The sequence below is a fragment of the Spirosoma liriopis genome (assembly GCF_023196085.1).
In the GTDB taxonomy this organism is placed as follows: Bacteria; Bacteroidota; Bacteroidia; order Cytophagales; family Spirosomataceae; genus Spirosoma; species Spirosoma oryzicola.
In genome coordinates, this window is sequence record NZ_JALPRF010000011.1 from 24,019 (window position 1) to 49,739 (window position 25,721).

General features: G+C 49.1%; 19 protein-coding genes. 4 read left to right on the top strand and 15 right to left on the bottom strand.

Annotated elements, in window-relative coordinates:
* Positions 1 to 56: 56 nt before the first annotated feature.
* From M0L20_RS28010 to M0L20_RS28020, 3 genes are all read right to left on the bottom strand, one after another.
* Positions 57 to 3,854, bottom strand: a complete 3,798-nt coding sequence (locus M0L20_RS28010) for a hybrid sensor histidine kinase/response regulator transcription factor (protein WP_248480484.1) — start codon at positions 3,852 to 3,854, stop codon at positions 57 to 59.
* Positions 3,855 to 4,583: 729 nt separating this feature from the next.
* Complete coding sequence (locus tag M0L20_RS28015) at positions 4,584 to 4,778, bottom strand: hypothetical protein (RefSeq protein ID WP_248480485.1); 195 nt, start codon at positions 4,776 to 4,778, stop codon at positions 4,584 to 4,586.
* A 331-nt stretch (positions 4,779 to 5,109) separates the two neighbouring features.
* The gene (locus M0L20_RS28020; protein ID WP_248480486.1) at positions 5,110 to 6,132 is read right to left on the bottom strand and encodes a chemotaxis protein CheB; all 1,023 of its coding nucleotides are present in this window, start codon (positions 6,130 to 6,132) and stop codon (positions 5,110 to 5,112) included.
* A 101-nt stretch (positions 6,133 to 6,233) separates the two neighbouring features.
* Here M0L20_RS28020 and M0L20_RS28025 point away from each other — a divergent pair, with 101 nt between their 5' ends.
* Positions 6,234 to 11,159 carry a chemotaxis protein CheB gene (locus M0L20_RS28025; protein ID WP_248480487.1) on the top strand — a complete coding sequence of 1,642 codons (4,926 nt, stop codon included), beginning with the start codon at positions 6,234 to 6,236 and terminating at the stop codon, positions 11,157 to 11,159.
* Positions 11,160 to 11,295: 136 nt separating this feature from the next.
* On the opposite strand, the gene M0L20_RS28030 is transcribed toward M0L20_RS28025, so the two are convergent.
* The 3 genes from M0L20_RS28030 to M0L20_RS28040 all read right to left on the bottom strand — a co-directional run bounded on the left by M0L20_RS28030 (position 11,296) and on the right by M0L20_RS28040 (position 13,533).
* Entirely contained in the window at positions 11,296 to 11,832 is a 537-nt protein-coding gene (locus M0L20_RS28030; protein WP_248480488.1) for a GAF domain-containing protein, read from the bottom strand.
* Positions 11,833 to 11,920: 88 nt separating this feature from the next.
* Positions 11,921 to 12,436, bottom strand: coding sequence for a hypothetical protein (locus M0L20_RS28035; protein ID WP_248480490.1), 516 nt, complete (start codon positions 12,434 to 12,436; stop codon positions 11,921 to 11,923).
* A 242-nt stretch (positions 12,437 to 12,678) separates the two neighbouring features.
* Positions 12,679 to 13,533: a DUF2911 domain-containing protein gene (locus M0L20_RS28040; RefSeq protein WP_248480491.1), complete on the bottom strand. Its 855-nt coding sequence runs from the start codon at positions 13,531 to 13,533 to the stop codon at positions 12,679 to 12,681.
* Positions 13,534 to 14,058: 525 nt separating this feature from the next.
* On the opposite strand from M0L20_RS28040, the gene M0L20_RS28045 reads away from it, so the two are divergent.
* Together M0L20_RS28045 and M0L20_RS28050 are read left to right on the top strand one after the other, a co-directional pair.
* Positions 14,059 to 14,958, top strand: a complete 900-nt coding sequence (locus M0L20_RS28045) for an NmrA family NAD(P)-binding protein (RefSeq protein ID WP_248480492.1) — start codon at positions 14,059 to 14,061, stop codon at positions 14,956 to 14,958.
* A gap of 12 nt (positions 14,959 to 14,970) precedes the next feature.
* Positions 14,971 to 15,888, top strand: a complete 918-nt coding sequence (locus M0L20_RS28050; protein WP_248480493.1) for a helix-turn-helix domain-containing protein — start codon at positions 14,971 to 14,973, stop codon at positions 15,886 to 15,888.
* 114 nt (positions 15,889 to 16,002) lie between these two features.
* On the opposite strand, the gene M0L20_RS28055 is transcribed toward M0L20_RS28050, so the two are convergent.
* From M0L20_RS28055 to M0L20_RS28085, 7 genes are all read right to left on the bottom strand, one after another.
* Positions 16,003 to 16,353: a hypothetical protein gene (locus M0L20_RS28055; protein WP_232563997.1), complete on the bottom strand. Its 351-nt coding sequence runs from the start codon at positions 16,351 to 16,353 to the stop codon at positions 16,003 to 16,005.
* Positions 16,337 to 16,774: a carboxypeptidase-like regulatory domain-containing protein gene (locus M0L20_RS28060; protein ID WP_248480494.1), complete on the bottom strand. Its 438-nt coding sequence runs from the start codon at positions 16,772 to 16,774 to the stop codon at positions 16,337 to 16,339. The genes M0L20_RS28055 and M0L20_RS28060 overlap by 17 nt, the downstream gene beginning before the upstream one ends.
* A 24-nt stretch (positions 16,775 to 16,798) precedes the next feature.
* Complete coding sequence (locus M0L20_RS28065; RefSeq protein WP_248480495.1) at positions 16,799 to 17,512, bottom strand: DUF4198 domain-containing protein; 714 nt, start codon at positions 17,510 to 17,512, stop codon at positions 16,799 to 16,801.
* A gap of 53 nt (positions 17,513 to 17,565) precedes the next feature.
* Positions 17,566 to 17,841, bottom strand: coding sequence for a transcriptional repressor (locus M0L20_RS28070; protein WP_248480496.1), 276 nt, complete (start codon positions 17,839 to 17,841; stop codon positions 17,566 to 17,568).
* A complete protein-coding gene (locus tag M0L20_RS28075) occupies positions 17,834 to 19,165 on the bottom strand; it encodes a PepSY-associated TM helix domain-containing protein (protein ID WP_248480498.1) in 1,332 nt (443 codons plus the stop codon). The genes M0L20_RS28070 and M0L20_RS28075 overlap by 8 nt, the downstream gene beginning before the upstream one ends.
* A gap of 86 nt (positions 19,166 to 19,251) precedes the next feature.
* A complete protein-coding gene (locus M0L20_RS28080; protein WP_248480500.1) occupies positions 19,252 to 20,541 on the bottom strand; it encodes a DUF4374 domain-containing protein in 1,290 nt (429 codons plus the stop codon).
* 21 nt (positions 20,542 to 20,562) lie between these two features.
* Entirely contained in the window at positions 20,563 to 22,935 is a 2,373-nt protein-coding gene (locus M0L20_RS28085; RefSeq protein WP_248480502.1) for a TonB-dependent receptor, read from the bottom strand.
* Positions 22,936 to 23,181: 246 nt separating this feature from the next.
* On the opposite strand from M0L20_RS28085, the gene M0L20_RS28090 reads away from it, so the two are divergent.
* Entirely contained in the window at positions 23,182 to 24,177 is a 996-nt protein-coding gene (locus tag M0L20_RS28090) for a helix-turn-helix transcriptional regulator (protein WP_248480504.1), read from the top strand.
* 287 nt (positions 24,178 to 24,464) lie between these two features.
* Here the strand turns inward: M0L20_RS28090 and M0L20_RS28095 are convergent, their stop codons facing one another.
* Entirely contained in the window at positions 24,465 to 25,010 is a 546-nt protein-coding gene (locus M0L20_RS28095) for a VOC family protein (RefSeq protein ID WP_248480506.1), read from the bottom strand.
* 114 nt (positions 25,011 to 25,124) lie between these two features.
* Positions 25,125 to 25,640 (bottom strand): putative immunity protein, encoded by a 516-nt coding sequence (locus tag M0L20_RS28100; protein ID WP_248480508.1) that lies wholly within the window; start codon positions 25,638 to 25,640, stop codon positions 25,125 to 25,127.
* Positions 25,641 to 25,721: the final 81 nt, after the last annotated feature.

Below are 25,721 nucleotides of genomic sequence, written 5' to 3' on the forward strand. Positions count from 1 at the left end.
AAAAAATGTAGCAAATAGTATAAATGATGAGTCATAAGTGGTTGTTTTACTTATTATCATTCAAATTTATAGTGTATTTGATCAATTTTACTCGGAGTTACCCCATATAGGTTACGAAAGCATTTGGTAAAGTAAGAAGCGCTATCGAAGCCTACCAGCGTAGCAGTTTCAGCAATCGTGTAACCCTTTTGAAGAAAATAAAGAGAACGCTTGAGTCTGTAGTTTCGAATCAGTTCATTTGGAAGCAGCGTAGTAAGGGTTTTGATCTTACGATGGAGGGTATACCGACTCATGCCTATATCGCTGGCTAATTCTTCAACGCCATAGGTGGAATCGTCAAGCTTAGTTTCTACTAGCGAATAAATTTTAGTCAAGAACGAGTTTTCAACTGGCTCGGTGAGTGCTGGCTGGTCGATACCTGTCAGGTCGGCATGAATAAGCTCCCGGAATCGCTGTTGACGCTCTAACAGGTTTCGGACGCGCAGTTGTAGTTCAGCTATCAAAAAAGGTTTGGTGATATAATCATCAGCGCCTGTTGCTAATCCCTCCAATCGGCTGTCAACGGACGATTTGGCCGTTAATAGAATGATAGGAATATGGTTGGTTCTTGGGTCAGCCTTTAGATTTTGGCAGAGCGTGTAGCCATCCATAACCGGCATTAAAACATCACTAATAATCAAGTCCGGAATCTGCGAAGTAGCATGACTCATGCCTTCCAGACCGTTTTTGACCCAGGTGACGTAGTAGTTTGCTTGCAGACTATCGACGATCAGGTTAGCCACGTTCGCATTATCTTCAACGAGTAAGATAACCGGCGTTTCTGCACTACTTCGCCCCTCACCTCTTGGCGTACTACCTGTGTTGGCTATTTGCTCGGTTTCTAAGGGCTCAACTAATTGGTAGGGTAGTCGTACCGTTACCACCGTTCCCCGCCGATTCGGCAACGGATCTTCGGTGCTCTCCAGGTGGATCGTTCCCCCCTGGAGTTCGACCAACTCTTTAACTAACGACAGGCCAATGCCAGTACCTTCGTTTTGACGAGTGGCAGGTGTACCTGCCTGAAAAAAACGGTCGAAGATGGAAGGTAGCTGTTGAAACGGTATGCCAACGCCCGTATCGGTTACGGTTAGCGTGATGCCGTTATGCGGGGCCAGGCAGACCGTTACATGACCACCGTCGGGCGTAAATTTCAGCGCATTGGACAGTAGGTTGTAAACGATTCGTTCCAGCAGCATGGAATCAAACTGGTAGTCGTTGCTAAGCTGGTTTTCATAATCCAACTGAATTGTTTTTTGCTGCGCTAAGCTGGAAAACGAATTAACAACCTGCTCAACCAACATACCCGGACTGCCGCACGACTCATGCACCTGCATAATTTTAGCCTCTACTTTCGCCAGGTCCATAAGTTGGTTGGTGAGCCGGAGCAATTGGTTGGCATTGTGCTCAATGGAATCTAGCTGATGGATGTAATTTGTCTGATCCAACTCCTTCCGCAGAAGTTGGGCTGGAGCCAGAATTAAGGTTAAAGGCGTTTTAAACTCATGGGTAACGTTGGTGAAAAAACGGGTCTTCAGTTCATCAATCCCTTTGAGCTGTTGGGCCTCTTGCTCTTTAAGTTCGACTTCCTTTTGCTTTATCTGAATTGACTGGTGCAGCGATAGCCGGTAGGCGAACGAACGCAGCAAACCGTATAGGATAAGCGCTACCAAAACGCTGTATAGCCCGTAAGCCCACCATGTAGCCCACCAGGGTGGCTGAACGATGATATCCAGCTTACGACAATAGTTGCTCCAGAAGCCCGAATAGTTAGAAGCGTTGATGATAAGCGTGTAACGCCCCGGTTCTAAATCGGTGTAGACAGCTTCAGGATGATTAACAATAATCCAGTCTTTGTCTAGTCCCTCCATTCGATAGCGGTACAAGTTCTTTTTTAGTCGATTGAACTGTATTACCGCAAATTCAATATTGAGGTCGTTTCGGTTGTGTGCCAGGACAATTTTTGTAAGCGCATGAGCCGGCAATCCGACAATCGACGAGTCCGTCTCCGAATTGACAGGCCGATTATTAACCAGAAGATTGGTCAACTCTACCTTTGGCTGGTACGTATCATTTCTTACGCGAGAGGGCTCGAAAGCCGTAATTCCTTCAATACCACCTAGTATGATTCGATCATTGGGTAAATGCAGAAAATGATACCGGTTAAATTCATTGGCAATCAGTCCATCCTGCGTGGTGTAGGTTTGCGTCTGCAAGGTGCGTTTATTCAATCGGCATAGTCCCTTATTGGTACCGATCCACAAATAACCCTTTTGGTCAGGAATTGCCGAGTAAATGACGTTATTGGGTAAACCATTGTCAGTCGTCAGTCGGCGTGATGTACCGGTGCGTTTATCAAATCGGCATAAACCGTTGCCGAAAGTTCCAATCCAAAGGATATTGTCATCTACCGGATCGCTGGACAAACAATAAAGGTTGTTGCTACTCAGCGAAGCGTTGTTCTTCGGTTCGTGCCTGTACGAGCGCAAAATCCCCGTCGTACGGTCTAAGCGGTATAAGCCATCGCTGGTCGATAGCCAAAAGGCATGGGGATCAACCACCAGTTGATTAATCGATGGTTTGATCTGTGCCAGCTGAGGATACGATACATGGATCCATTTGCCTGCCTGTTTGTCATAGCGCCATAATTCCGATTTACAGACAGTCCAGATTGTGCCGCCTGGGTCGGTAGCCAGGGGAATGGATTGATCGGTCGGCTGACCGTCAAACAAGACAGGAAAAGGAATCGTTGTCAGTTGCTTTGTTTGCAGATTAAGCAGGTGGAAGGGCGACTTCCCTACGTTGAACATGAGCCGCTTATCCTGATCAAAAGTGTATCGGAAATAAAAGGAACCATTGTGCAGTGCAAGGCGAGCCACCTTTGGTGAAGGAACTCCCAGTTGGTTGACCAGCAGATCGGTGTGAAAGCTCACTTGGTAAGGATAGCGGTCGAACTGCTTGTTGTTCAAATCATACTTAAATACCCCTCGTCCGTTCGTTCCCGCCCAGAGAACGTCAGATCGGTCGATGAATAAGGATATGTACATGGAGCTACCAGGAAATATAGGAAACCGCTGTAAGCCACTTTTCTCATCGAGTCGAAACAGTTCGTCGTAGTAGTAAAAATAACCGTTGCCTTTTGAGTCAGTAAAAAAGAAGCGGTTCTTTTGTTGGGTCTGCTTCGGCGCAAGGGGAGAATTAGCGCACTGCCCCGTGGTAGGCTTCAACAAAGTAAGATACCGTTGGGAAAGAACGACCAGGCTACCATTAGGGTGTTGATACAGGCCCGTAAGTTGATTGTCCGGAAGCGAGCGGGGGTTGTTCGGATCGTGTTTGTAGTGCGTAAACTGTCTTGTCTGCTCATCAAATCGGTCTAGTCCGCTCGCCGTTGCAACCCACACCCTACCCTGTTTATCTTCGACAATCCCTCCGACTGACCCCTGGCTAATCGAAGCAGCATCGTGCGGTTGGTGACGGTAGGATTGAAAACGATTTGTGCGTAAATCTACCGAGACCAGCCCTTGCTTGGCGAAGTAAAGCCAAAGGCGATTATGACCGTCTGGATAAAAGAGATGCAATGAATCACGGCCAAAATTACGCTGGTAAAACGGCTGGTGTGAAAAATTGACAAACGTTTCGCGAACGGGATCAAACCAATCAAGATCCTGCGAATAACTACGAATCCATATATGTCCCGAGTGATCGAGCTTTAACGTTAAAGGGTCCGGAAACGAAAGCGAAGTTTTAGCGGCTGAGTTCGGTTGAAAAACTTTAAACGTGTGCCCGTCGTAACGGCATAATCCGTCGCGGGTTGCCATCCAGATAAATCCTTTAGGACCTTGTAGGATATCTGAAACAAAAGCCTGAGGTAAACCTTGTTCTTCAGTGATTAACTGGGGTTTAATGGCCGTAGCTGATTGGGCCAGCAGTGGTAATAAGGGTGAGTAAAAAACGGTTACTGTACAAATCCATATAACTATTCTCCAAAGAGTTTTCGACATTAATAAGTCTATTTAATATATTTTATTGGTAGACGATACAAATATACGTTACTAGTTATTTATACTCAGCAGTGTATGTGTTGGTTGATTAGTAAGTTAATTAAACGGTATACAATTGTATCTACACTAGTTTACTAGTTCCAGGCAAAATGATGACGTTCAAGCTATTAAGTGAACTAAGTCTTGATGTCGTCAGAGAAAGGTTGTCACCATTGTTCTGATTGGTTGCTTTGCTTTTTCACTCTCACTAAGTTGACCGTATTGACTACAGCGTCAATCAGATTTAGATGATTTTCGGCTATTGAGTCATAACGAATATTATAAATAATTAAGGATCAGCATACTAACCTCGTTATATAATATTTAATTGCTATATATAATACAACTAAAACAATAAGTCGCTAATTTTATGGCATGTTAGCGAAGCGCGGCATCGCTGATACGATTTTTTATTCTTTCATTTCTCTTTTGACTTCTATGGCTATTAAGAAACACTTGATCCGGGTTGTCTTCGACGTTCTTGATGAAACGAACCACAGTATTCAACTAAATACGGATCTGGCCGTTACCGCTGCTGATCCAGATGAAGCCATTGATTGGGTCTTCACTGAAATGCAGCGGCAATTCAATCGGACTGATATTCGATTGGCAAAGGTGCGCATTTGTGCGTGAGTACTTGCCCTGAATAGCGGAAACAGTAGGTCGATAGACTTCGTACACACCCGTTTCTACGTCTGTCATACGCTCGTTGTAAACCCATCGTATTTCGGTTTAGGTAATCACAACGGCTTGCTTGTCAGTAATGGAGCCAAAGTGCGCTAGACCAGTTAAATAAGATACGTTTATTACAGCCGAGTGAAGCATAACCGAAGCTTCGAGCGGGTAAAGAAAGTTATAGAATTAGCTCCCACTTATACTGGTAGCCTTGACCTTGTTTTTACGAATGCTAGTTATTCGCTGATTGATTGTACTGGCGATCTTGCCTTTGTCATAACAGCAGAGGGCCGTCAGATCCGTATCCTCAGTGCGATAATCTCGAGCGAGCCGCACCAGAACAGCCCGTATGAAAAGTCTACGCAGGAATTGGGCTGTCTCCACTGAATTTTTGCTGCTGAAAGGCAAATTCGTGCGTTACCTTCGCTCGTTGGCGGGTTTCCTGGGCCTTTTGGTAAAATTGATCAGCAGCGACCTGATTGCCTCCCTCGGCAAACTGCTTGGCCGACTGCTCGAGCAGAATCACCGTTTCTTCCAGGCTACGAATGGCCTTCCAGAACGATTCTTCCACCACCTTCGTCGTTTCCGCCAGCAGTGAACTAGCCGTAAAGGCATGACCCGTATGACAGCGGTAGCGAATCAATTTACCCTCTTTAATACTGATCAGCGCACCATTGCATTCCGGACAGGTTAAGGCCGTCAACTCACCCATGCTCAAAATACCCATTTCGAAGGCGTTTTCCTGAGCAGCGATGTTTACTTCCGTTTCCATCCGCTGCTGTTCGTCGCTGGTAAAATCTGGTTTGTCCATAACGGTCTCTCTGCTTAGTTGGACCAATAAGGGGGCTAGTTCTTTAACCGGAACGCAGTAATCTACATCCACATAGGCCAGTACGCTATCGGGCATACTCGAGTAAGGCGCATCGTCGGGTTCCTGAACAACTGTGGTACCACCCAGTCGTTTTATCGCCCACATGCCCGAGGTGCCGTCATCGAGCATTCCCGTCAGAACCACGCCAATAACCCGCGATCCGTACGTATAAGCGACGGAACGAAACAACGCATCAATAGAAGGACGAAACCGGTTTTCCTTGGGACCTCGCTTAACAAGTACCTGATCAAATTCAACAAGTATATGATGGTCGGGTGGAGCTACGTAGATATATCCCGGCTGAATAATCTCACCATCAATAGGGTGGACTGCTTTCAGGGATCCTGCGCCCGTAAGGATCTCCGGTAAATAACTTGAGGAATGGGGAGATACGTGTAATACGACAAAAATAGACGCCTTAAGATCAGCCGGTAAAGCTGCTACTAGTTCTTTTAAGACATAAACGCCACCGGCTGATGCACCAATTACAATAATGTCACGTTTTGCCATATTAAGTTAAGGCTATATCTTTATCAAACGGTGATTTAAAAAAACACTCTAATCTTTCAAACTGCCCTACTGCTTCTTAGTTTACCGGTAGTTCGTGAATAATGGCAAAAAAGAAGTCCACCTCCGATTCTCCGCAGTCCAACTTGTCCTCAAACGTTCCCATTGTTGCCATTGGTGCATCAGCGGGCGGACAGCAAGCGGTGGTTGAACTGTTGCAGAACCTGTTGCCCACAACAGGACTAGCCTACGTATATGTTCAGCACCTTGATCCAACGCAGGAAAGTCGGTTGGTAGACATTCTTGGCCGGGCAACGGAAATGCCCGTGCACGAAGCACAGCACTTGATGCGGGTTGAACCCAATCAGGTGTACATCATTCCACCTGACCAGGATCTGGAGGTATTGGATGGGGTTCTCACCCTGAAGCCGCGCGAGTCCCGTTCGTCGATCCACATGCCTATCGACCAGTTTTTTTTATCGCTGGCCGAACGACAGAAAGAAGGTTCCATTGCTGTTGTGCTGTCGGGTGCGGCTTCCGACGGGACGCTGGGCATGCGCGCCATCAAAGCTGCGGGCGGAATAACATTTGCCCAGGACGAAACGGCCCGGTTTCAGAGTATGCCCCGGTCGGCCATTCTGGAAGGGGTAGTAGACCGGGTATTGCCACCCGCCGAAATCGCTAAAGAACTCGAACGGCTTAGCCAGCAAACATCGTTGTTTCAGCAGACAACGCTAACGGAACTGGAGGAAACGGACAATCTGGAAGCGATGCTGGATGAACCTACGGCCTCTTCCAGTGAAGATCTGCGGATGATCATTCAACTACTGCGTCGGTCGACGGGGGTTGATTTCAGTCACTACAAAATAACGACTATTCGCCGGCGTATTATCCGCCGAACGCTGCTCTATAAACTGGACTCTCTGCGCGCCTATGCCGACTATCTGCGCCAGCATCCCGATGAAGCCTTGTTACTCTATGATGATCTGCTGATCAATGTGACGACTTTTTTTCGGGATGCCGATACGATGGATTACATCCAGAAAGTTCTGCTTCCGCAGCTCGTCCGCGAGAAACCAGCCGCTGAGCCTATCCGCATCTGGGTACCCGCCTGCTCAACGGGGCAGGAAGCCTATTCGCTGGCTATTCTGTTGCTGGAAGTACTGGGGGAGCGGGCTATAAGCCGGACTATTCAGTTATTCGCGACCGACTTGAGCGAGTCGGCTGTGGCAAAAGCCCGACTGGGCAGCTACACGCGCGGGGAAGTGATGGACATATCACCCCGGCGACTGCAACGCTTCTTTACCAAAGTAGATGACCACTACCGCATCAACAAATCGGTGCGGGACCTGTGCGTATTTGCTCCCCACAATTTGCTCAAGGATCCGCCCTTTTCGCGACTCGATCTGGTTAGTTGCCGCAATCTGCTTATTTATCTGGATGCAACCCTCCAGCGCAAAGCCATCGTCACGTTTCACTACGCCCTGAATCCGAACGGCTATCTGGTGCTTGGCAAGTCTGAAACGGTAGGTTCTTCGGCGCAGATGTTCTCGCAGCTGGAAAAAAATTATAAGATTTTTGCCCGTAAAAACGACGTCGACAGCCGGGCCACATTTACGCTTACACCCCGTCAACTGGACGGTGACTACATAAACAGCCGTCCAACGACGATTCCCAAAACGACTAATCAGCCGAGTGGTAACTTGTTGGATCGTCATTTGCCGTCAGGACAGGAGCGGTGGTCGGGTTCGGGTGCTGATCTGGATAAACTGGTTGACAATTTGCTGCTGAATCAGTACGTCCCGGCCAGTGTGGTCGTGAGTCAGGACATGGAAATCCTTCAGTTTCGGGGGTCAACCGGTATGTTCCTAGAACCATCGCCGGGGAAAGCCAGCCTGAACCTGATCAAGATGGCCCGACCCGCGCTGGTATTTGAACTGCGAAATGCGGTTCATAAAGCCCAGAAGTCGGGCGAGTCTGTTCGCAAAAGTGGTCTTGAATTTAAGGTTAGAAACAAAACGCATTACGCATCCATTGAAGCCGTGCCGCTCGATACGGCTACCGAAGAGCGATTATTTCTCATTATCTTCGAGGAAGTCGATCCACCGGTAGCACCGGTTACCCAATCGACCAGTGCCCGCAACCGCCGGATCAAAGAACTGGAATCCGAACTGGCCAACCTGCGGGAGGATATGCGCTCCATCATCGAAGAACAGGAAGCCAGCAATGAAGAACTTCAATCGGCAAACGAGGAAATCATCAGCAGCAACGAAGAGTTGCAGAGTATCAATGAAGAACTCGAGACCAGTAAGGAAGAAATTGAGTCAACCAACGAAGAACTGCTGACGATCAACCAGGAGTTGCAGGTACGCAATGATCAGTTGTCGGAGGCTCACCAGTTCTCGGAGGATATTTTCAATACCATTCGCGAAGCTACGCTGGTACTCGATACCGATCTCCGGATAAAAAGTGCCAACCCTGCTTTCTACCGGCTGTTCCAGCTAAACGCGAGCGAAACAGAAGGCCGACTTATTTACGAATTAGGCAATCGGCAGTGGGACATTCCCGACTTGCGGCTGATGCTTACCGATGTGGTCACCTCCGGAGCGCAGTTTCAGGGGTATGAACTTACGTATCAGTCGCTCATAACGGGCGAAAAGCGGCTTTCACTCAACGCCCGGCGCGTTGTTCGTCAGCAGGATTCCATTCTACTGGCTATCGAAGACATTACCGAACACCGACGGGCGCAGCAACTGCTGGCCGAACGGGAGGCCTGGTTCCACCAGATCGCCGACAATGCCCCAACGCTTATCTGGGTCACCGACGCCAATGGTCAGTACACATTCTTGAATAAAGTCTGGCTGGAATTTACGGGGCGTTCGCAGGAGGAAGTGATGAAGCGCGGTTGGGCCGAGAGTCTGCATCCAGACGACCAGTCCGACTACCTGAAGATCTACAACAGCAACCTGAACACCCGGCAATCCTTTCAGACTGAGTACCGCCTGCACCGACACGATGGCGCATACCGATGGATGCAGGAGAATGCCCAGCCGATGTTTGGAACCGATGGCGTCTTCAACGGATTTATCGGTAGCTCGGCCGACGTCCATTTGCAAAAGGAACTGAATCAGGAACTGGACCTGCGGGTACAGGAACGTACGCAAGAACTGGAACAGTCCAACGCTACCATTCAGCGGATGCTCGATGGATCAATTGCCGCCATCGTTCTGCTTGATCCGTTGTACAATAAGACAGGAAGCATCATCGATTTTGTGTTCCGGGCTGCCAACAAACCGTCCGAAGAGATTTACCAGAAGACCGAAGCTCAACTTCTGGGTAAACGGTTGCTGGAAGAATTGCCGGACACGCACCGGGCTTTCCTGGACACCTATTTAAGCGTGATGGAAACCGGTGAATCCGTTCGTATGGAAGGGCTGTATAGTCAAGCGCCTTTGGAAGCCTGGCTGGATATGACCGTGACGAAAAACGGCGGAGGGCTTATTCTGAGCTTCATTAACATCACCGAACGCAGGAAAGCAGAGTCTGAAATCCGGAAAAACCTGACCCTGCTGCAACAAACGGAAAACATCGCTAAAACCGGAAGCTGGGAATACAACCGGTCAACGGGCACGATGATCTGGTCGGAGGGGATGTACCGGTTGTTTGGTCTCGAACTAGGTACGCTCGTCAAGCCTGAAACCTACCTGACTTTTGCGCACGAGGATGATCGTGCTACGGCCCAACGTCTGGTCGAAAACTTAGAACAAGGTACGCAGTCTTTCGAGGAAACAATACGGATTCGAAGCACAGATGGCGTCAAAACCCTCAAGGTGATCGGCGAAATTATGCAGGACCGCAATCCCGCTCCCCTGCGTGTGTTGGGAATCGATTGGGACATTACCGATTTGGAGCAGGCGGCAGAACAGTTACGGGAACAGGCCATAAACCTGCAAGCCGTGCTGAACAGCTCACCGGCTGCTATTAGTTTTCTAAAACCCGTATACGAGCGTTCGGGTGAATTCGGCACTGAGCATATTGTTGATTTTCGGCTGGTAGTTTGCAACCAGGAGTTCGCTCAGATAGCCGGCTATGCCGTTGCGGATTTGTCGAACCAGGTGATTTCTCAATTGGCGGATAAACTCTGGAAGGAGCATTCGATCGACAACATCCGGCATGTGCTGGAAACGGGAGAGCCTTTTTTCGAGGATCGCTACGACGCAGATAAAGACCAATGGATGCTGATTGCCTTGACAAAGTTTGACAGTGGTGTGGTGCTGACCGGTCAGGACTTTACCCGATCGAAAAAAGCGGAACAGCAACAGGAACAGTGGCTTAACGAACTGGAAAAGTCGAACGAGAACATGCAGGTACTGGTTCAGCTTCGCCAGCAGTTACGGGAGCGGGGTGAGTTTTTGCGGAGTACATCGCACGATCTACGGGGTAACTTTGGCATCATCCAGGGAGCCGCTACACTGCTGGATATGGCTAACACCGACGAAGAGCGCAGCCAAATACTGAGTATGCTTCAGCGGAATTTAAAGCAGGGAACCCAAATGCTTACGGAACTGCTGGATATGGCCCGGCTGGAAGCTGGTCAGGAAAAACGGCAAGTGTCATCCTTTAACGTCGCTGATTTGCTGAACGGGTTGATCGACAGCGTCCAGCCATTAGCCAGCGAACGGCAACTGTGGCTGCACAATGAAGGCGCTGAAAACCTGACCGTGCAGGGAGATGCCGTAAAAGTGCACCGGATAGCCCAGAACCTATTGCTCAACGCGTTGAACTACACCCAGACTGGTGGCGTAACCGTTCAGTGGGGGGACGCACCTACTTCGGACCGATGGTTGCTTACCATTACCGATACCGGACCGGGCTTACCCGAACGAACCCGCATTAAATCCGGGGAGGGCATTGGCCTTGTCATCGTGCAGCAGTTATGTCAGTTACTAGACTGTCAGATAGAAATTAATAGCCAGCCGGAAACGGGTACGCAGTTTCGGTTACTGTTTCCCCGAACGTATCCCGATTGAACCAAGTAAGCCTGAAAGTATCGTTGTTGCCTGGTTCACATTCGTTCCTGATGGCCCGGCCATTAGGAGCGAATGTGAACTGTACATGAAGCCGTGCAATAGCGACGTCTGTCAGGGATACTGATCGCATAGAGCATCAGCTGATGGCTACGTAAGCTGCGATTACGGGTTGTAAAAGCGGCAGGATGGTTTCGATTTGTGTTTTTTCTTCCTCGGTCCAGTGACGGGCACGGCCAAACATACACGGCTGAAGAATGCCCCACAGTTGATTGTCTTTCTGAATGTGCGCGTGGATCAGCGCCCGATGCCCGAAAGTGTCCCGTTCAAATTGCCGGTTGAGTACTTCAGTGCCTGCCGTTTCTACATCATCGACATAAACGGACGGTTTCATGGCTAGTCCCGCCCGAATCAGCGGGTCCTCGGCGGGTAGCGCTTTGGTATCGGGTTGCCAGTCCGGCTGTATCGTATTCTTGTCGGGAATGGTTTCGTTTTTTCGCCAGCAAAAAGCGGTTCGTCCCCGCCCTTGGTCGGGCTGACGAACATACAAAAAGCAGCGATCCGCATTTAAAGCCGTTCCAACGTTCTCTACAACCTGATTCAGGGTATCAGCAGGTGTGCGCCCGGCCTGAACGAGTTGGCTAATTGCTGCCGACAAAGCGTGTATAGGTATCATGTGTGCCTAACCCCTGAACGAGGGTTTGGGTTTACGAATTACCCATTCTCACAGAGTAGACGACGCACGTAAATGGTGCTCTTTCTGGTTAATTAGCGGTCACAGAAAACGAAGGATAGATGTTTTCGATTCGCGCTATCGAGTTTGTATACCGATTGATAATTAGCTCATAATGGGTAATCAGTCGAGTTTTGTAGGGGCCTTCCTGCATACCAAGCTCGGTCGTATAGAGGAGTTGCTGCATTTGATTGAGCGTATCTTGCAGACCATCGATCCGTCGTTGTTTCAGGGCTATCAGTGGCTCAATCACTTCGGTCTTTCTCCAGTCGACTGAGGTTAAGGCCTGGCTAACCGGAGGTTGCGCCAACAGTTGCTCCCATTCGCGTTTGAGCTGTCCAATCGGTTCCGAGAAGGAGTCTCCCTCGAAGGCTTCAACGGGTAATGCCAGGCGGCTATCGCCATCGGTCAGGTAAGCGTTTATTAGCTGGTCACCCATCTTGACAATGCTGAGCAAAACGTCGAGTCCAACTTCGAGCTCATCCAGCTGACAGCTAAACTCCCGCCATTGTCTGTCTTTAGTCAGGGTAGTGAATTGGAGAAACATAAATTTATATCAGCCAGCTTGAGGGTGTCGCTACGCGTTGTTTCACAGCTATATGTAAAATACTTCATAATAATTGGGAAACACAACCCCGAGCAATCGTATGGCCTTTTTTCGAGCCTATATACACTTAGCGGTCCAGAAGCGCGCGCGTTTGCCTTACGTTTCGATTGCCTAGTTCGTTCATACAAAAACCGGCTGGACTAAATGATCCAGCCGGTTGGTGAAAAGCCGTTAGGCAACGTTTATTTTTTAGCCGAGGCAATCAAGTCATTCGCCATTTTTACGTAATCTGCATTCTGGGCTTCCTTCGCCAGGGCAGCCGTTTTTTCGGCGCTGGCAATGGCATTCGCTTTTTCGTTCATTTTCAGTTCTATACGCGCTTTGAGCAGCATGACCCAAAAAGCTTTCGGATTCTGTTCGGTGGCTTTGGTTACCCAGTTGAGCGCCTGCTTCAAATCACGATTGTTTTCGTAATAGTAACTAGCGGCCTCAAAATAAGCGGGTTTTTCAGACGCTAACGATGCCTCGATGTTCTTCATGATCGTCTGATCAATATCGGCCGTGATGGTTACGGGAACGCGGGTTTTATCCCACATGATTTCCAGTACGGCTGAGCTGGGCATAATGTCAGCAATGTTGATGGTAAAAGTCTCTACTTTGTTAGCCAGTGTAGTCGGTTTTACCGTCACCCGTACAACCTCGTTTTCCTGTTTGTAATTGCCCACGTTAGCCCCCAGGTTGAGGTCTTTGGAAAGCATAACTTGCCAGCTGTTTTTACCCGGAATAGTAAATAAACCGTAGGTACCCGCTTTCACTTCTTTGCCTTCTAATTTAACATCCGAAGAAAAGGTGATTTTAGTAGTAGCATTGGCACCCGTACGCCATACCTTGTCGTAAGGAACCAGATCCCCGAAGATGCTTCGGCCTTTGGTGGCTGGTCGAGAGTACTCCAGCGTGATCTCGCCTAAGGCGAAGCTTTGTTTGGTGGTTTGAGCCGGACTGGCTGCCGGAATTTTGAGCTGTGCCTGAGCGGCTGAGCCTGAATAGATTGCAAGTAAAATAGCGAACGCAACTGACAGGCGGTTTAAACGCTTCATGCTGATAGAGATGACGAAATGAATAAGTAAGTAATTGGGTATTGACACTCAAAGGTAGTTATTGTGGATGACTTCTTCGAAACGGCATTCGGTTATAGTAATCTATACAGCCCACTGGCTAACTTAAATACTGTCAATACCCGGATTAAGGTATATTGCAGAAATATGAGTTATAATGCTATATGATCAGGCAACGAACGGTACAAAGAGGCAAATCATTGACGGTAGCGTATGAAGTGATTCATCCCGCAACCGAGCACATATTAGGTATTTTTCCGAGTGAAGCCAAAGCAATAAAAGCCCTCGAAAAGAACAGAAAACGGTGGCTGTAACAGTAAGCCGTTGATTGAAGAACCACGCAAAACAGTCTACTCGTACGAGTAAATTTTCATCGTGTGGCGGTGAAGGAAATTGCCGAAACGATAAGCGTGCTTTTCGACGTATTTATTGACACAACAACCGTAGATTTGGTTATGTCTGTGGACGGGTAGCTAGCGAATTTTGCATCTGTAAAATCACAATGCTATGAAAATCACAGTCACTGGTTCGTTGGGACATATCAGTAAGCCACTCGTTGACGAGTTGGTACAAAAAGGGCATTATGTAACCGTAATCAGCAGTAATCCCGGTAAGCGGATTGCCATCGAAGCAACGGGGGCTACCGCTGCCATCGGTTCGATCAAGGACGTTGACTTTCTGGTCGAGGCATTCCAGGGAGCAGAAGCGGTATACACCATGGTGCCACCGGTTGGCTACTTTGACCCGAATCTGGACCCGATCGCTTATTTCCGCATGATTGGTTATAATTATGCCGACGCTATCCGACAGACGGGCGTCAAGCGGGTGGTTAATTTAAGCAGCTGGGGTGCCCATCGGGATAATGGAAACGGTGGTATTGCCGGCACCTATCACCTGGAACAAATCCTCAACGAGCTTCCGGACGATGTACGTCTTTCCCACATCCGGCCTACTTCTTTCTATTACAACTTGTACAGCTTCGTACCAGCCATCAAAAAGGCTGGGATCATAGCAGCCAGCTACGGTGGCGATGACCGTACCGTTTTGGTGGCTCCTTCGGACATTGCCGCTGTTGTTGCCGAGGAACTCCAAACACTTGCGGAGGGCCGTACGATCCGTTACGTGGCAAGTGACGAACTGACGTGCAATGAGGTTGCCCGCATTTTGGGAGAAGCCATTGGCAAACCGGACCTGGCGTGGGTCGTGATTTCTGAAGAACAAATGTTGAGTAACTTAGCGGCTATCGGAATGCCTCCCAAAATGGCCGCCGTTCTGGTGGAGTTGCAGGTAGGCCATCACAAAGGAATCATTGCGGAAGACTATTATCGGAACCGGCCAGCAACACTGGGCAACGTTAAAACAACTGATTTTGCCCGCGAATTTGCGGCAGCCTATCACCAGCAATAAGCGCATTGCATCATGCCACAGCAGCCTTACTCCATTAAAACCATTAGCGAGTTTCATCAATTCCGGAGATTGGCCGGTCCCGCGCATCCGTTGGTTAGTGTCGTGCAGTTTGAGCAGATGAGGGAGCTGGCAGATAATCATCCCCGAAGCTGGGTGCTGGATTTTTACGCCATCGCTCTGAAGCGGAATTTCAATGCCAAGCTTACCTACGGCCAGCAGGTTTATGATTTCGACGAGGGGGTTATGACCTTTATGGCTCCGGGCCAAAAGATTGGTATTGAAGCTGGGTCGGAGGGTCATTTAGAGCATTCGGGATGGTTATTGATTTTCCACCCTGACTTCCTGTGGCATACATCGCTGGCTAAAACGATCCGGCAGTACGAATACTTCGATTATGCGGTTAACGAAGCCCTGTTTCTCTCTGAACAGGAAGAAGCAATTATCACGGGAATCATGCAGAACATCCGTCAGGAGTATCATGCACATATCGACCGGTTCACCCAAAACATCCTTGTCGGTCAGTTGGAGGTGCTATTGAATTACGCCGAGCGGTTCTACCAGCGTCAGTTTACGACTCGTCGGATGAGTAGTCACGACATCCTCACCCGACTGGAAGATCTGCTTACCGACCGTTTCAGAAGCGATGTGCTGGCAAAACAGGGACTGCCTACGGTGCTGGAGATTGCCGGTTCACTGCACGTTTCACCGAACTACCTTAGCGGCTTACTAAAAACGCTGACGGGGAAGAGCACGCAGCAGCATCTGCACGATAGAATTGTTGTGAAAGCTAAAGAAAAGCTCTCCGGCACAAATTTGTCGGTGAGCGAAATCGCTTATGAACTGGGGTTTGATTACCCGCAGTCGTTCAGTAAATTGTTTAAAGCCAATACACATCTTTCACCGGTTGAATTTCGCCAGTCATTCAACTGACAGACTGTTCGTTTGTCTCCAGATGAAAGCGGGTTTGTGGGGTCAGGTTTGAGAACCTGACCCCACAAATACATAGCCTGAACAAAACTTGACTTTCCTGGTCGGTAGCACGAGCTATACGCTGGCTACCAAAAAGTCGTTCGTGTCAAAGAAGCTGTACAAATCAACCGCAACCAGCGAACCGCTGAGAAGTGTGTCGAGGTCTAGAATTTCGTCCGGATAGAAGCGGTAAATCTCCCCGTCACAGCCAGGAGAACAGATGTCAAACTGGTGCGATAGTGGAAACTGGTGGAGCGATTCATGAACGGTTACGAACTGACTCACGCGCCGGGCAAACTGGCGCAAGTACTCCTGTGACAGCCAGATCTGCATTTCACCGAAGTTTACCCTAAATTCGTCACTGTAACGGCAGTAGGTTACCTGACCATAAAGGCTACTAAAAAGAGGTTCATCGGTTCGATCCATTGTTTTTAGAGAGATTATGAGACAACACTTGACCGCTCCCTGCCGAGTCAGCGAAGCCAATAGCATCCACGTCAGAATGCGACGCATCATTATGCAGTAAGGGTTTCACCGCATGATTTACTACTATCAGCAGCTGCATCACGACCCCGCCAACGACGGTAACTTTTTCGCGGGTAGGTTCCAGATTCGGTCCGTATACCTGTACAACGTACTGACCCGGCGGCACCTGCTGGAACGTGAATCGTCCCTGTTGATCGGAGGAGGTGCGTAGACAGCCCTGTTGAAGAACAACGCAGGCCGAAAGAATAGGTCGGTGATCGGTGGTGACCAAACGTCCCTGAATATCACCCGGCAGATCGATTTGCGCCTGCGATGCCTGATACAAGCCAAGCACGAAGCTAAAGACCAAGAAATACTTCATCGGTGTCGGCTTAACGAAAACAGGTTAGTTCGCTACGTCAAATACGTAAGTAGCACACCGCCAAACCGATTGATACGGCTTGCCTCCTTGCTCGCCGGTTTCCTTTTCGCTTTTGGATGCTTCAATTCGATACGTATCTGGCCAGACTGGGGTGAACTCGGCAACTCCTTCGGCATTGGTAAAAATCTCTTTGTTCCATCCGCTGGGCGAATGAACCGAAACGCGTAGTTTGTCGGATGGTTTTCCATTAAAAATACCCGCCAAGGCAACCGGCTGCCCGACTTTATAGACTTTGGCAACGTTCGTTAGGGCTACGTTCAAATCGTTGGGGTACGCAGCCGATGCCGTTAGGGCCTTGCCGACGCGTACGGTGGCAGTGGCGTTAAACTGGTACTTGGTATTTCCGCCCAGATCTTTTGCCAGATGCCCTACCGCGAGCGTATACACGCCGTCCGATTCGGGCGTAAACTCAGCTATGTACTGATTGTCGGCGGGCGTGACCGTTAGCTTGATTTTTTGCTGACTAGGGCTGATCAGCCAAAGTTCAAACGCCTTAATATCGGAATACCAGTCTTGGATTTTTTCGGGCGATTCGCCGGGTTCTGCGTAGCTTATTTTGACGGTTTGCTTCTGGCCGATCCTGCCCGTCGGGTTGGTTTCGATCCATAACGCATGAGCATATACGTCAATACAAGCGAAGGTAACAAAGAGGAAAACAAGACTAAAAAAACGATTCATGATTGTAGCTAATAAGAAGATTTGATTCGTGTGAGGGGTGGGAGACACTCATGTCAATTGACTATTGTCCGAACGATCCGGTATGTACAAACCCGGTCCTGCCGTAGTTTACGCTGGGCCAACCCGGCCGTCAATAACCAACGTAAGGAAATGTAGACGGTCGCTTTGCTGATTCGCGGGTAATTGACCCGGAGCGAGAGCCACAGTACATCGGCATCGGTATACGATTTGAACTGACTGAGCGTCAGGGCGACGGCTACCCGTTTTGCCGCGTATCGGTAGCCGTTTTGCTGTGAATAGGCGATGATTTTGTCGGTCAACTTACACATTCGTTGAGTCAGAAGTCGGATTAGAATGGGTGGAAGGCACAAAGACAGGGCCCACTGTCCTGTTTACGGGTGATCGACGCGCGGGTTGAAACGGTTGCGTAGGGTCCACCTGTTTGGCCTGGCTTTTCGACTTTTTACCTTTCTTAGTTCCTCTTTTCTTTTTACCCCACCAGATAATAAAGCCCGTTACGGGTAAGCTGGCTCCGATCAGGCTGGCAAAAAAAGCCAGTACCTTACCAGGTAAGCCCAGAATCGAACCAACGTGAATATCGTAGTTCATCCGGCGAAGCTTATTGCCGAAAGAGGCCTCCGAAAATTTGGTGCCGTAGACTTCATCTTTCGGAAGCGGTTTCAGCGTAAACTGGTCAAAAGCGTATCCCTGATTATCATAAAACTTGCCACGCGATGGATAAACCGTAACCGTAATGGGCGCTTTCCGGTCGGACGAATCGGGGTACATCATAAAGAAACCCTTTGAATCCGGATGTTTGCTGGCTACCTGCTGCCAGGCACCGTCAGCAGCCTGCGCGGGCGTGTAAGGACGAAGCGTTTGTATCGTATCTGAATGATTTTGGGCGTAAGGAGGAAGGGTTTTCCCACCCGTTGTGGTCCAGTACAATCCTTTGCTGAACCACTCAATACCGTATACCATACCGGTCATCGAAATAGCCGCTACGACTAGCAATGAATAGAATCCGAGTACGTTGTGCAGATCATAGTTCACGCGCTTGGCAGAACCGTTCCACTTGATGGTGAAGCTTCGTTCACGCGTACTTTTCGTCCACTTTTGTGGCCACCAGAGCACCATACCCGTAATAAGTGTAATGACAAAAATCAAGGTGCTGTAGTTAACAATCGGACGGCCTATTTTGAAGGGTAACCACAAGAATCGGTGACCATTCAGCACCCACCGGAAAAAGCTTACCTCGCCTTCCTTGCGTACGGTTTTGCCCATAATCTGTCCCGTGTACGGGTGAATTTTAAGCGTTGGCCCTCCCCTACGCCGTCCCCCTATGATTACTTCAATAGCCCTTCCCTGTAGATAATACGCACTGGCGACGCGCTTATCCGGAAATTCGTTGGCCGCAATGGCCATAATATGCGAGGGCTGCACAACGGGTTTGTCTTGGTACGACACATTTGCTTCCGGTTCTAAGACCAGGCTGGTAATTTCATCCTGAAAAACCCAGATACATCCCGTCAGACACACGATGATCATAACAATGCCCGTAACAAGACCCAGCCAAAGGTGAAGCCAGGCAGAAATACGGTAAAAAAGCGAGCGAGACGATTCTTTCTTTTTTTTGACAGTCTTCGTGTCCATGAGCGTCACAGGTTATTTCGAATCGGTAAGAGAACACAGTCGTGCTCATCGAAGGGATGGGCACGACTGTCGGGAAAGTGATGTATTTATTTGTACGTTAACCAGTTGACCGCCGTGATCGTACCACCGTCAACTTTAATACCACGCGTGGCTTGGGCTGTGCTGGCGTCGATCTGATAGATGTAGCTGGTTCCGTCGGTGAGTGTCAAGCCCATAAGACCAGTTTTGCCATCTTTGGGTGAATAGCTGTTTTGTCCGGTCGTAATCTGGGTGATTTCAGCCACCGCTGGCATACCTTCGACCCACTTGAACGTCTGATTGTACACGTTGACGATCGCTAATTTTTTGCCGGTTACGTAAGCGCCTTTCTCTGCCGCGCTGCTCATCGTGAGGATGTAATTTCCCTTGCCCACGTACAAGTGCGTGTTGAGGTTATAGCCACCCGAAGCCTGCTCTACATTGAACAGATAGCTCTTGTCAAATTCCGTCGTACCCGCTTTGATCCGGGTAACCGCCGAGGGTTTCGTTGACGTTAGTTTGCCGCTGTTCGTCGCGACGCCGGATGAGAACGCATAAACATCACCCTGTTCGTCAACCGTTAGCCCGTTCGTAAAATAACGACCGATAAAGCTGGTGCGGTTATCCCGGATTACTTTTTCGACTGCTAATGAAGGGTACGACAGCACGGCTACCCAGGCACTGTCGGGGTTGTTTGTACCAAATGCATCCGGGGCTACTCCTTTGATACTCATGTACGGTGCGTACAGTTTGTCGCCAACTTGCGTCGCCCAGGTGAAGTGAGCCCGTTCGCCATTGCCCGCCAGTTTGACGATATTGACCTGAGCTTCCCCAGCCACTTTCGATCTGGCGGCATCAATCCGGTAAAACGAAGCACTCTCATTGCCGGTCCGGGGTACTTTAACCGTTACGATGTCATCTTTCATGGGCGCAAAAACCTGTACAGTTTCGGCCTGAAAATCCGACACTTTTTCCAGCTTACCCGCCGAGTTCACGGTGTACGTTGTTACCGCGCCCGGATTGCCCTGCCCGTAAAGCAGGCTAAAAAAGCGGTTTTTGTGCGTTACGTAATAGCGGTAGGTACCATCCTGTTCGATGCCCGTACCCCGTGTCGAAACGGTTCCTTTCGTGAGCGTATCAGCGGTTAACAAATAATCCGCGACGCCCTGCGAGCCGACCGGTGTTGCCGAGATAATGTATTTTACTTTTGTCCCGTCGTTTGGTACGGGGGTGGTACCGGTTCCGGTACCCGTGCCCGTGCCCGTGCCCGGATCAACCTGGGTTGTTTCTTTTTGACAGGCAGTCAGCGACAGGCCCAACGCCAGCGCCATGAACAAGGTTTTGTTGGAATGAAACATGATTAGTAGAAATTAAAGCGATTATTTACTGACAAAGTATCGGAGCTTGACGTAGAAGCCACGACTCGGTTTTTGGAGGCTGAAGTTGTCGTACAACTTGCTGTCCAGCAGGTTTTTGCACTCTAGCGCAATGTTGTATTTGCCGTTAGCCAGCGCGTACACAATGTTGGCGTCGTGAGCCAGTTGCTGTGGAATGTCCAGCTTGTCCTGACCCAGACTCGGCCAGTAGAGGTAGTATGCGTGCACATAAAGGAGGTTATAACCAAAGGTGAGCGTGTTGCCGGGGGCTCCTACATTGCGCAGGAAAAGCGAAGCATCGGCGTTACCGAATATAAAGGGCATGTTTGGAATCCGATCGCGGAACAGCGGACTTTCTCCGGTGTAGCCATCTTCGAATCGGGTGTTGTTTCGGAGATTTTGATACGTCATGTTGACGCCCGCCGTCAGCAGCTGCTTGAATGAATAGCGGACTTCTCCGTCGAAACCCAGATTTGTCACGTCGGCCAGATTGTCCATGACCTGCTTGGTCTGGTTTGTGTTCAGCCGGGGCCGGATAAAGCCCTGCGCGTCGCGGTACAATACATTCCCGGCGAACGTAAACCGGTGAAGGCGACTGAGATTGGTCAGGTAACTGAATCCAACGTTGTAATTGTTGCTTGTTTCGGGCTTTAGGTTAATGTTGCCTTCTAGGTTGATCAAATCACCGTACAATTCGTCCGTTTCGGGCAGCCGGTAGCTTTTTTCGTAGGAGGCTTTTAACTGGAAATTCTTTCTGACGAAGTATGAGGACGCAATCCCGTAGCCTAGTTGACTGAACGAATTTTTCTGCGTTAGATACGCTACATCACCGAAGTTACCACTTGGATTATAGGTTACGCCGTACTTGTTGTGCTGGGAAAATTGCTTGACAAATAGCGACGTGTTCCAGCGGTCGTTGTAATCGTACCGATAGCCAATTCCCAGAATATTTTTGGTGTTAACCCGCGGCTGTTCGTACCGTTCACTGTTGGGATACAACGCATCCGAACCCCGCCGATTAAACGTATTAAACACATTGTTGACGCTTATCGAATGCTTCTCGGATAGCTGATAGCTGACATTGGCCGTTATTAGTCCGTTGTTGTTGCGGAACTTATAGAGCGACCGTTCGCGCTCGCTGCCTAGCCCGTCGTACTGCTTAAACTGCTGAAACCAGTTGTAACGCCGGTAAACCGTATCGACGTTTTGCTCCTGACCCAGATTGATGTTGCCGGTAAGCCGAACATTTAACCCTTTTACGAACAGATTATCTTTCTGGTATCGGATGCTGGGCATCACAATGTTACCCCGCCGGTACCAATTACCGAATACGCTAACCATACGCGCACCCGTCTGAATATCAGCGTGATTTTGGCCCAGCGTGACACCAACCAGCAGCTTGTCAGCGTATTTTTTACCGACTACACCCACATTGGCGACCAGCGTTTCATTGTGATAGGTGTCATGGAAACGCCGGACACGCTGATTGCGGTAGTACTCCCCCGTATTGATGTCGGCCACGTCGACCGTTACCCAGTAGTTGTTGTCCGAATAATTTTGAAACGCATTGAGTTGAAACGTAAATCCAGATTTTGCCGTGTAACCGGCGTTGATGGCCGTGCGGTGGGTGTTGAACGAGCCGTATGAATAAGACGCATCCAGAAACGTACGCTGCCGATTACCGGTGACAATGTTGACCGCTCCGCCTAGTGCATCAGACCCTAACCAGATGGGCACAACACCTTTGTAAACTTCAACGCGTTCGGCCAGATTGATTGGAATGTTGTTAATCTGAAACGACGAACCAAAGTTGTTCATGGGCACCCCGTCGATAAAGAATTTGACTTGCCGTCCCGTAAAACCGTTTAGCGAAAAATTGATGTTCGAACCGACGCCACCCGCTTCGCGGACCCGTACGCCCGATACCCGGTCGAGCGCATGCGATAAATCCAGCGTAGAGTTGTGCAGTTTGCTGGCGTCAATAGCCGTTACGTTGAACGCTTGGCGGTTTACTTCTTTCGCTTCGCTGCGCCCGATCACCGATACCGTTTCGAGTTCATGCGTGGCCGAAACCAGCCTGAAGGTATGCGATCGGTTTTCGCCTTCTTTTACGGTAATGGCTTTCTGCTGCGTTTGGTACCCGACAAATGATACAGTCAGCGTGTAACTACCGGGAGCGATTGATTTTAGTTGGTAATGACCGGCGTTGTCAGTGTTAACACCTTTGGTTGTTCCGGCGACCATAATGGTCACGCCTGGTAGCGCTTCTCCCTGCTCCGAAGTGACCCGCCCGTGCAGGCTCCCTATCGATTGGGCCTGTGTAAGAATTGACAGGACGCATAGAAATCCTGTACTAAACTGTTTGGCAAAATGCATTGCGATTTACTAATCTAAAGTTGTGGGCGTCAATCCCGACGCTCATCGGAGTATGTAAATGGAACCACTTGATTACGTGCTGTAACCGAGCCTGGCGAGTAAAGACCAGCTCCTAGATCGGTCAAATCGAGTAAAATCGTACACTTTGTTTTTATTTAGATTAATTAAAATTTAATGCAAAATTGCGCCCTGAATGAATGGCGTGAATACCGGGATCGGGATTATATCTAACAGAATCGGGCTTTTATGGAAATAATGCTAAAACTTAATGGCTCGGATATACTTTTGTACAGGGGCGAGTTGTCAAAACAGGATCGTTACAAGGAATTCTTTCGGGAAGAGCAGGTTATATCGCAGCATAATCAGGTGGGGACCATTACCGCTACTCAGATCACAACGGGAAGCTTTATGATGGCTCATTGCCAGTTACAGCTTACGCATACGGTGCAATTGAGCAAGGAAGTTGAGGAGGACGTTGTGGAATTATCGTTTGCATTAAAGGGAAGTAGTCGGTTTCAAACGATTGGGCAGGCTACCCGCCACGCCTTTTCAACCGGGCAGCATAATATCTGCTATTTTCCCCGGTCTAAAAGCGTTTATGAATTTTTGGCTTCCGATCATCCCCTCGACTACAGCGTTGTCATCATTCCGAAAGAAACGTATTTCCGGCTGTTGCCCGCCGACAGCGATCTGCACCGACAGTTCGCTTTGCAGTTGGACAAACAAAAGACCACGTGCAGTTTTCAAACAAACTTGCCCATCACCCCTGCCATCGCTTCCGTGCTTCGGGATATGCGCGGCTGTCAGCGAACGGGTTCGTTAAAGCGATTATATCTGGAATCCAAGGTAACCGAACTGTTGATGCTCCAGCTAGAGCAAATGCAGACGCGGGAGGAAGCTATTCCCTTTTTCAATAAAGCGGATTATCGTAAGATACACCAGGCTCGTGAATTGCTGGATGCTCATTACGTTGCTCCACCAACAATTATTGAACTGGCTAAACTGGTCGGGCTGAACGAGTTTAAACTAAAACGAGGCTTTAAAGAACAAGTTGGTACGACGATCCTGAGCTATATTACCCAACGACGCATGGAAGATGCGCACCGCTGGTTGCTGGAAGGGGAAAAAACCATCGGTGAAATCTCATACAACATCGGCTACAAAAGCCCGGCTCATTTTACCGCTGTCTTCAAGCGATATTATGGTCTATTGCCCAGTGCTGTCCTGGCTAAGCTGACGTGAACTGGAGCCATAGTCGTTCGATACAAAGCTTTACACTATAAAATGGCAGGCTGTTAGTCTACTATTATGTTTTGACATCGTTTTTATTCTCCTGACGAAAAAATCAATCGCTTAAAGGGTGTCTGAAACAATGCCATTTCTGTCATCCCGACGCCAGGAGGGATCTTCGGAAAGGGCATACGACACCTACTCTCGAAGATCCCTCCTGGCGTCGGGATGACAAAAACATCCATTTTGGCTTACTTTGTTTTGAACGCGTAGGTGTGCTTTATCGGTACTACTCTACTCTATTCACCGCTGTTTGCAAAAAAGTCTTTTTGCCGGAGCATCGCTTCGTTCAACGATTTTTGAATGTAAGCAATCCCCGCTATCGCTTCGTCGGTCGAGGCTCGTTGGCCAACCCTGGGGTCCGTAAAATCTACGGCCTCAACACGTTGGTTTAGCCACCAGAGGTTGCCAAAGGGGTCTAGTAGCCGGCAAACTTTTTCGCCAAACCACAACTCGGTACTGTTGGTAACCAAAACAGCTCCTAACTCCTGAGCTTTCTGAGCGGTGCTCGCAATGTCTTCAACGTACAGGTTTAGATAACTGGGACTTGGCGGCCAACCTTCCCTTGAGTCAAAAAGCAGAATCATTGCGTCGCCTATCTTCACTACGACGTGGATGATAATACCGTCTTCATTTGTTATTCGACTATTCGGAACTTCTTGGGCATCAAAGGCTGCCGTCAAAAAATCAATTAGGCCTGCCGAAGAAGGAGAAATAATCCAGGGCGTTACTGCGGTGTATTGGTCAGGCACCGGTTTGATTCTTGGCGCTTGGTTATCGTTCATGTTGCTGATCGTTTTGATGACGACACAAACTAACCACCGCGCAATGACAGCCTTATGTCAGGGGTTTCAACTTTATTTCCACCAGCCGCACATGTCAGGGCTCATTTGATCAATTTAGCAATTAAAGACAGACCAGCACAGGTGATTTCTCTGGGATTGGTCATCCAGAACAAGCTCACGAATAGTATCGCTAAGCTGATCCCGCTGCCACTGACATTCCCGGCTTCCTATTTCTTCTTTCTCCGTTTCGTCAACCGACGCTCTTACCGCTTTGATGGCGTAGGCAGCGGCACCCAACTCATGGGCCGCCACGTGCGCTACCGCCACGGCTTGTCCGGCTGCCAGAGCCGCAAACCGGGCCGAATCGGGCAATCCTTTTGCCGCAGCGTTGGCCGCAAAAGCGGCCTGGTGGGCTTGTTTCATAGTTATCTCCCCGTTGATCCATGCACGCGTCAACTCAATAGCTTGTCTGGGTCGTTTATCATCCGGATTCGCTTGCTCAAACAGATAAAGAACATGTTCCGCACAGGTAGCAGCCCATTCGGCCAGTAAATGATGCGTTGCATCGGTTAATGATCCGCCCCGTCTTAGGGTTATAAACCTTGGGTCTCTTTCTTTCGGTAAGATCATTGGCTAGGATTAGTTCGCAAGTAAATGACAATCGATAACCTGAAAAGCGGGCGTCACGACTTTATTTACTTCATAATACAA

Coding starts and splice junctions, on each gene's coding strand:
- M0L20_RS28010 (WP_248480484.1), bottom strand. CDS start 3,854: ATGGCAACCCGCGACGGATTATGCCGTTACGACGGGCACACGTTTAAA.
- M0L20_RS28015 (WP_248480485.1), bottom strand. CDS start 4,778: ATGACAGACGTAGAAACGGGTGTGTACGAAGTCTATCGACCTACTGTT.
- M0L20_RS28020 (WP_248480486.1), bottom strand. CDS start 6,132: ATGGCAAAACGTGACATTATTGTAATTGGTGCATCAGCCGGTGGCGTT.
- M0L20_RS28025 (WP_248480487.1), top strand. CDS start 6,234: ATGGCAAAAAAGAAGTCCACCTCCGATTCTCCGCAGTCCAACTTGTCC.
- M0L20_RS28030 (WP_248480488.1), bottom strand. CDS start 11,832: ATGATACCTATACACGCTTTGTCGGCAGCAATTAGCCAACTCGTTCAG.
- M0L20_RS28035 (WP_248480490.1), bottom strand. CDS start 12,436: ATGTTTCTCCAATTCACTACCCTGACTAAAGACAGACAATGGCGGGAG.
- M0L20_RS28040 (WP_248480491.1), bottom strand. CDS start 13,533: ATGAAGCGTTTAAACCGCCTGTCAGTTGCGTTCGCTATTTTACTTGCA.
- M0L20_RS28045 (WP_248480492.1), top strand. CDS start 14,059: ATGAAAATCACAGTCACTGGTTCGTTGGGACATATCAGTAAGCCACTC.
- M0L20_RS28050 (WP_248480493.1), top strand. CDS start 14,971: ATGCCACAGCAGCCTTACTCCATTAAAACCATTAGCGAGTTTCATCAA.
- M0L20_RS28055 (WP_232563997.1), bottom strand. CDS start 16,353: ATGGATCGAACCGATGAACCTCTTTTTAGTAGCCTTTATGGTCAGGTA.
- M0L20_RS28060 (WP_248480494.1), bottom strand. CDS start 16,774: ATGAAGTATTTCTTGGTCTTTAGCTTCGTGCTTGGCTTGTATCAGGCA.
- M0L20_RS28065 (WP_248480495.1), bottom strand. CDS start 17,512: ATGAATCGTTTTTTTAGTCTTGTTTTCCTCTTTGTTACCTTCGCTTGT.
- M0L20_RS28070 (WP_248480496.1), bottom strand. CDS start 17,841: ATGTGTAAGTTGACCGACAAAATCATCGCCTATTCACAGCAAAACGGC.
- M0L20_RS28075 (WP_248480498.1), bottom strand. CDS start 19,165: ATGGACACGAAGACTGTCAAAAAAAAGAAAGAATCGTCTCGCTCGCTT.
- M0L20_RS28080 (WP_248480500.1), bottom strand. CDS start 20,541: ATGTTTCATTCCAACAAAACCTTGTTCATGGCGCTGGCGTTGGGCCTG.
- M0L20_RS28085 (WP_248480502.1), bottom strand. CDS start 22,935: ATGCATTTTGCCAAACAGTTTAGTACAGGATTTCTATGCGTCCTGTCA.
- M0L20_RS28090 (WP_248480504.1), top strand. CDS start 23,182: ATGGAAATAATGCTAAAACTTAATGGCTCGGATATACTTTTGTACAGG.
- M0L20_RS28095 (WP_248480506.1), bottom strand. CDS start 25,010: ATGAACGATAACCAAGCGCCAAGAATCAAACCGGTGCCTGACCAATAC.
- M0L20_RS28100 (WP_248480508.1), bottom strand. CDS start 25,640: ATGATCTTACCGAAAGAAAGAGACCCAAGGTTTATAACCCTAAGACGG.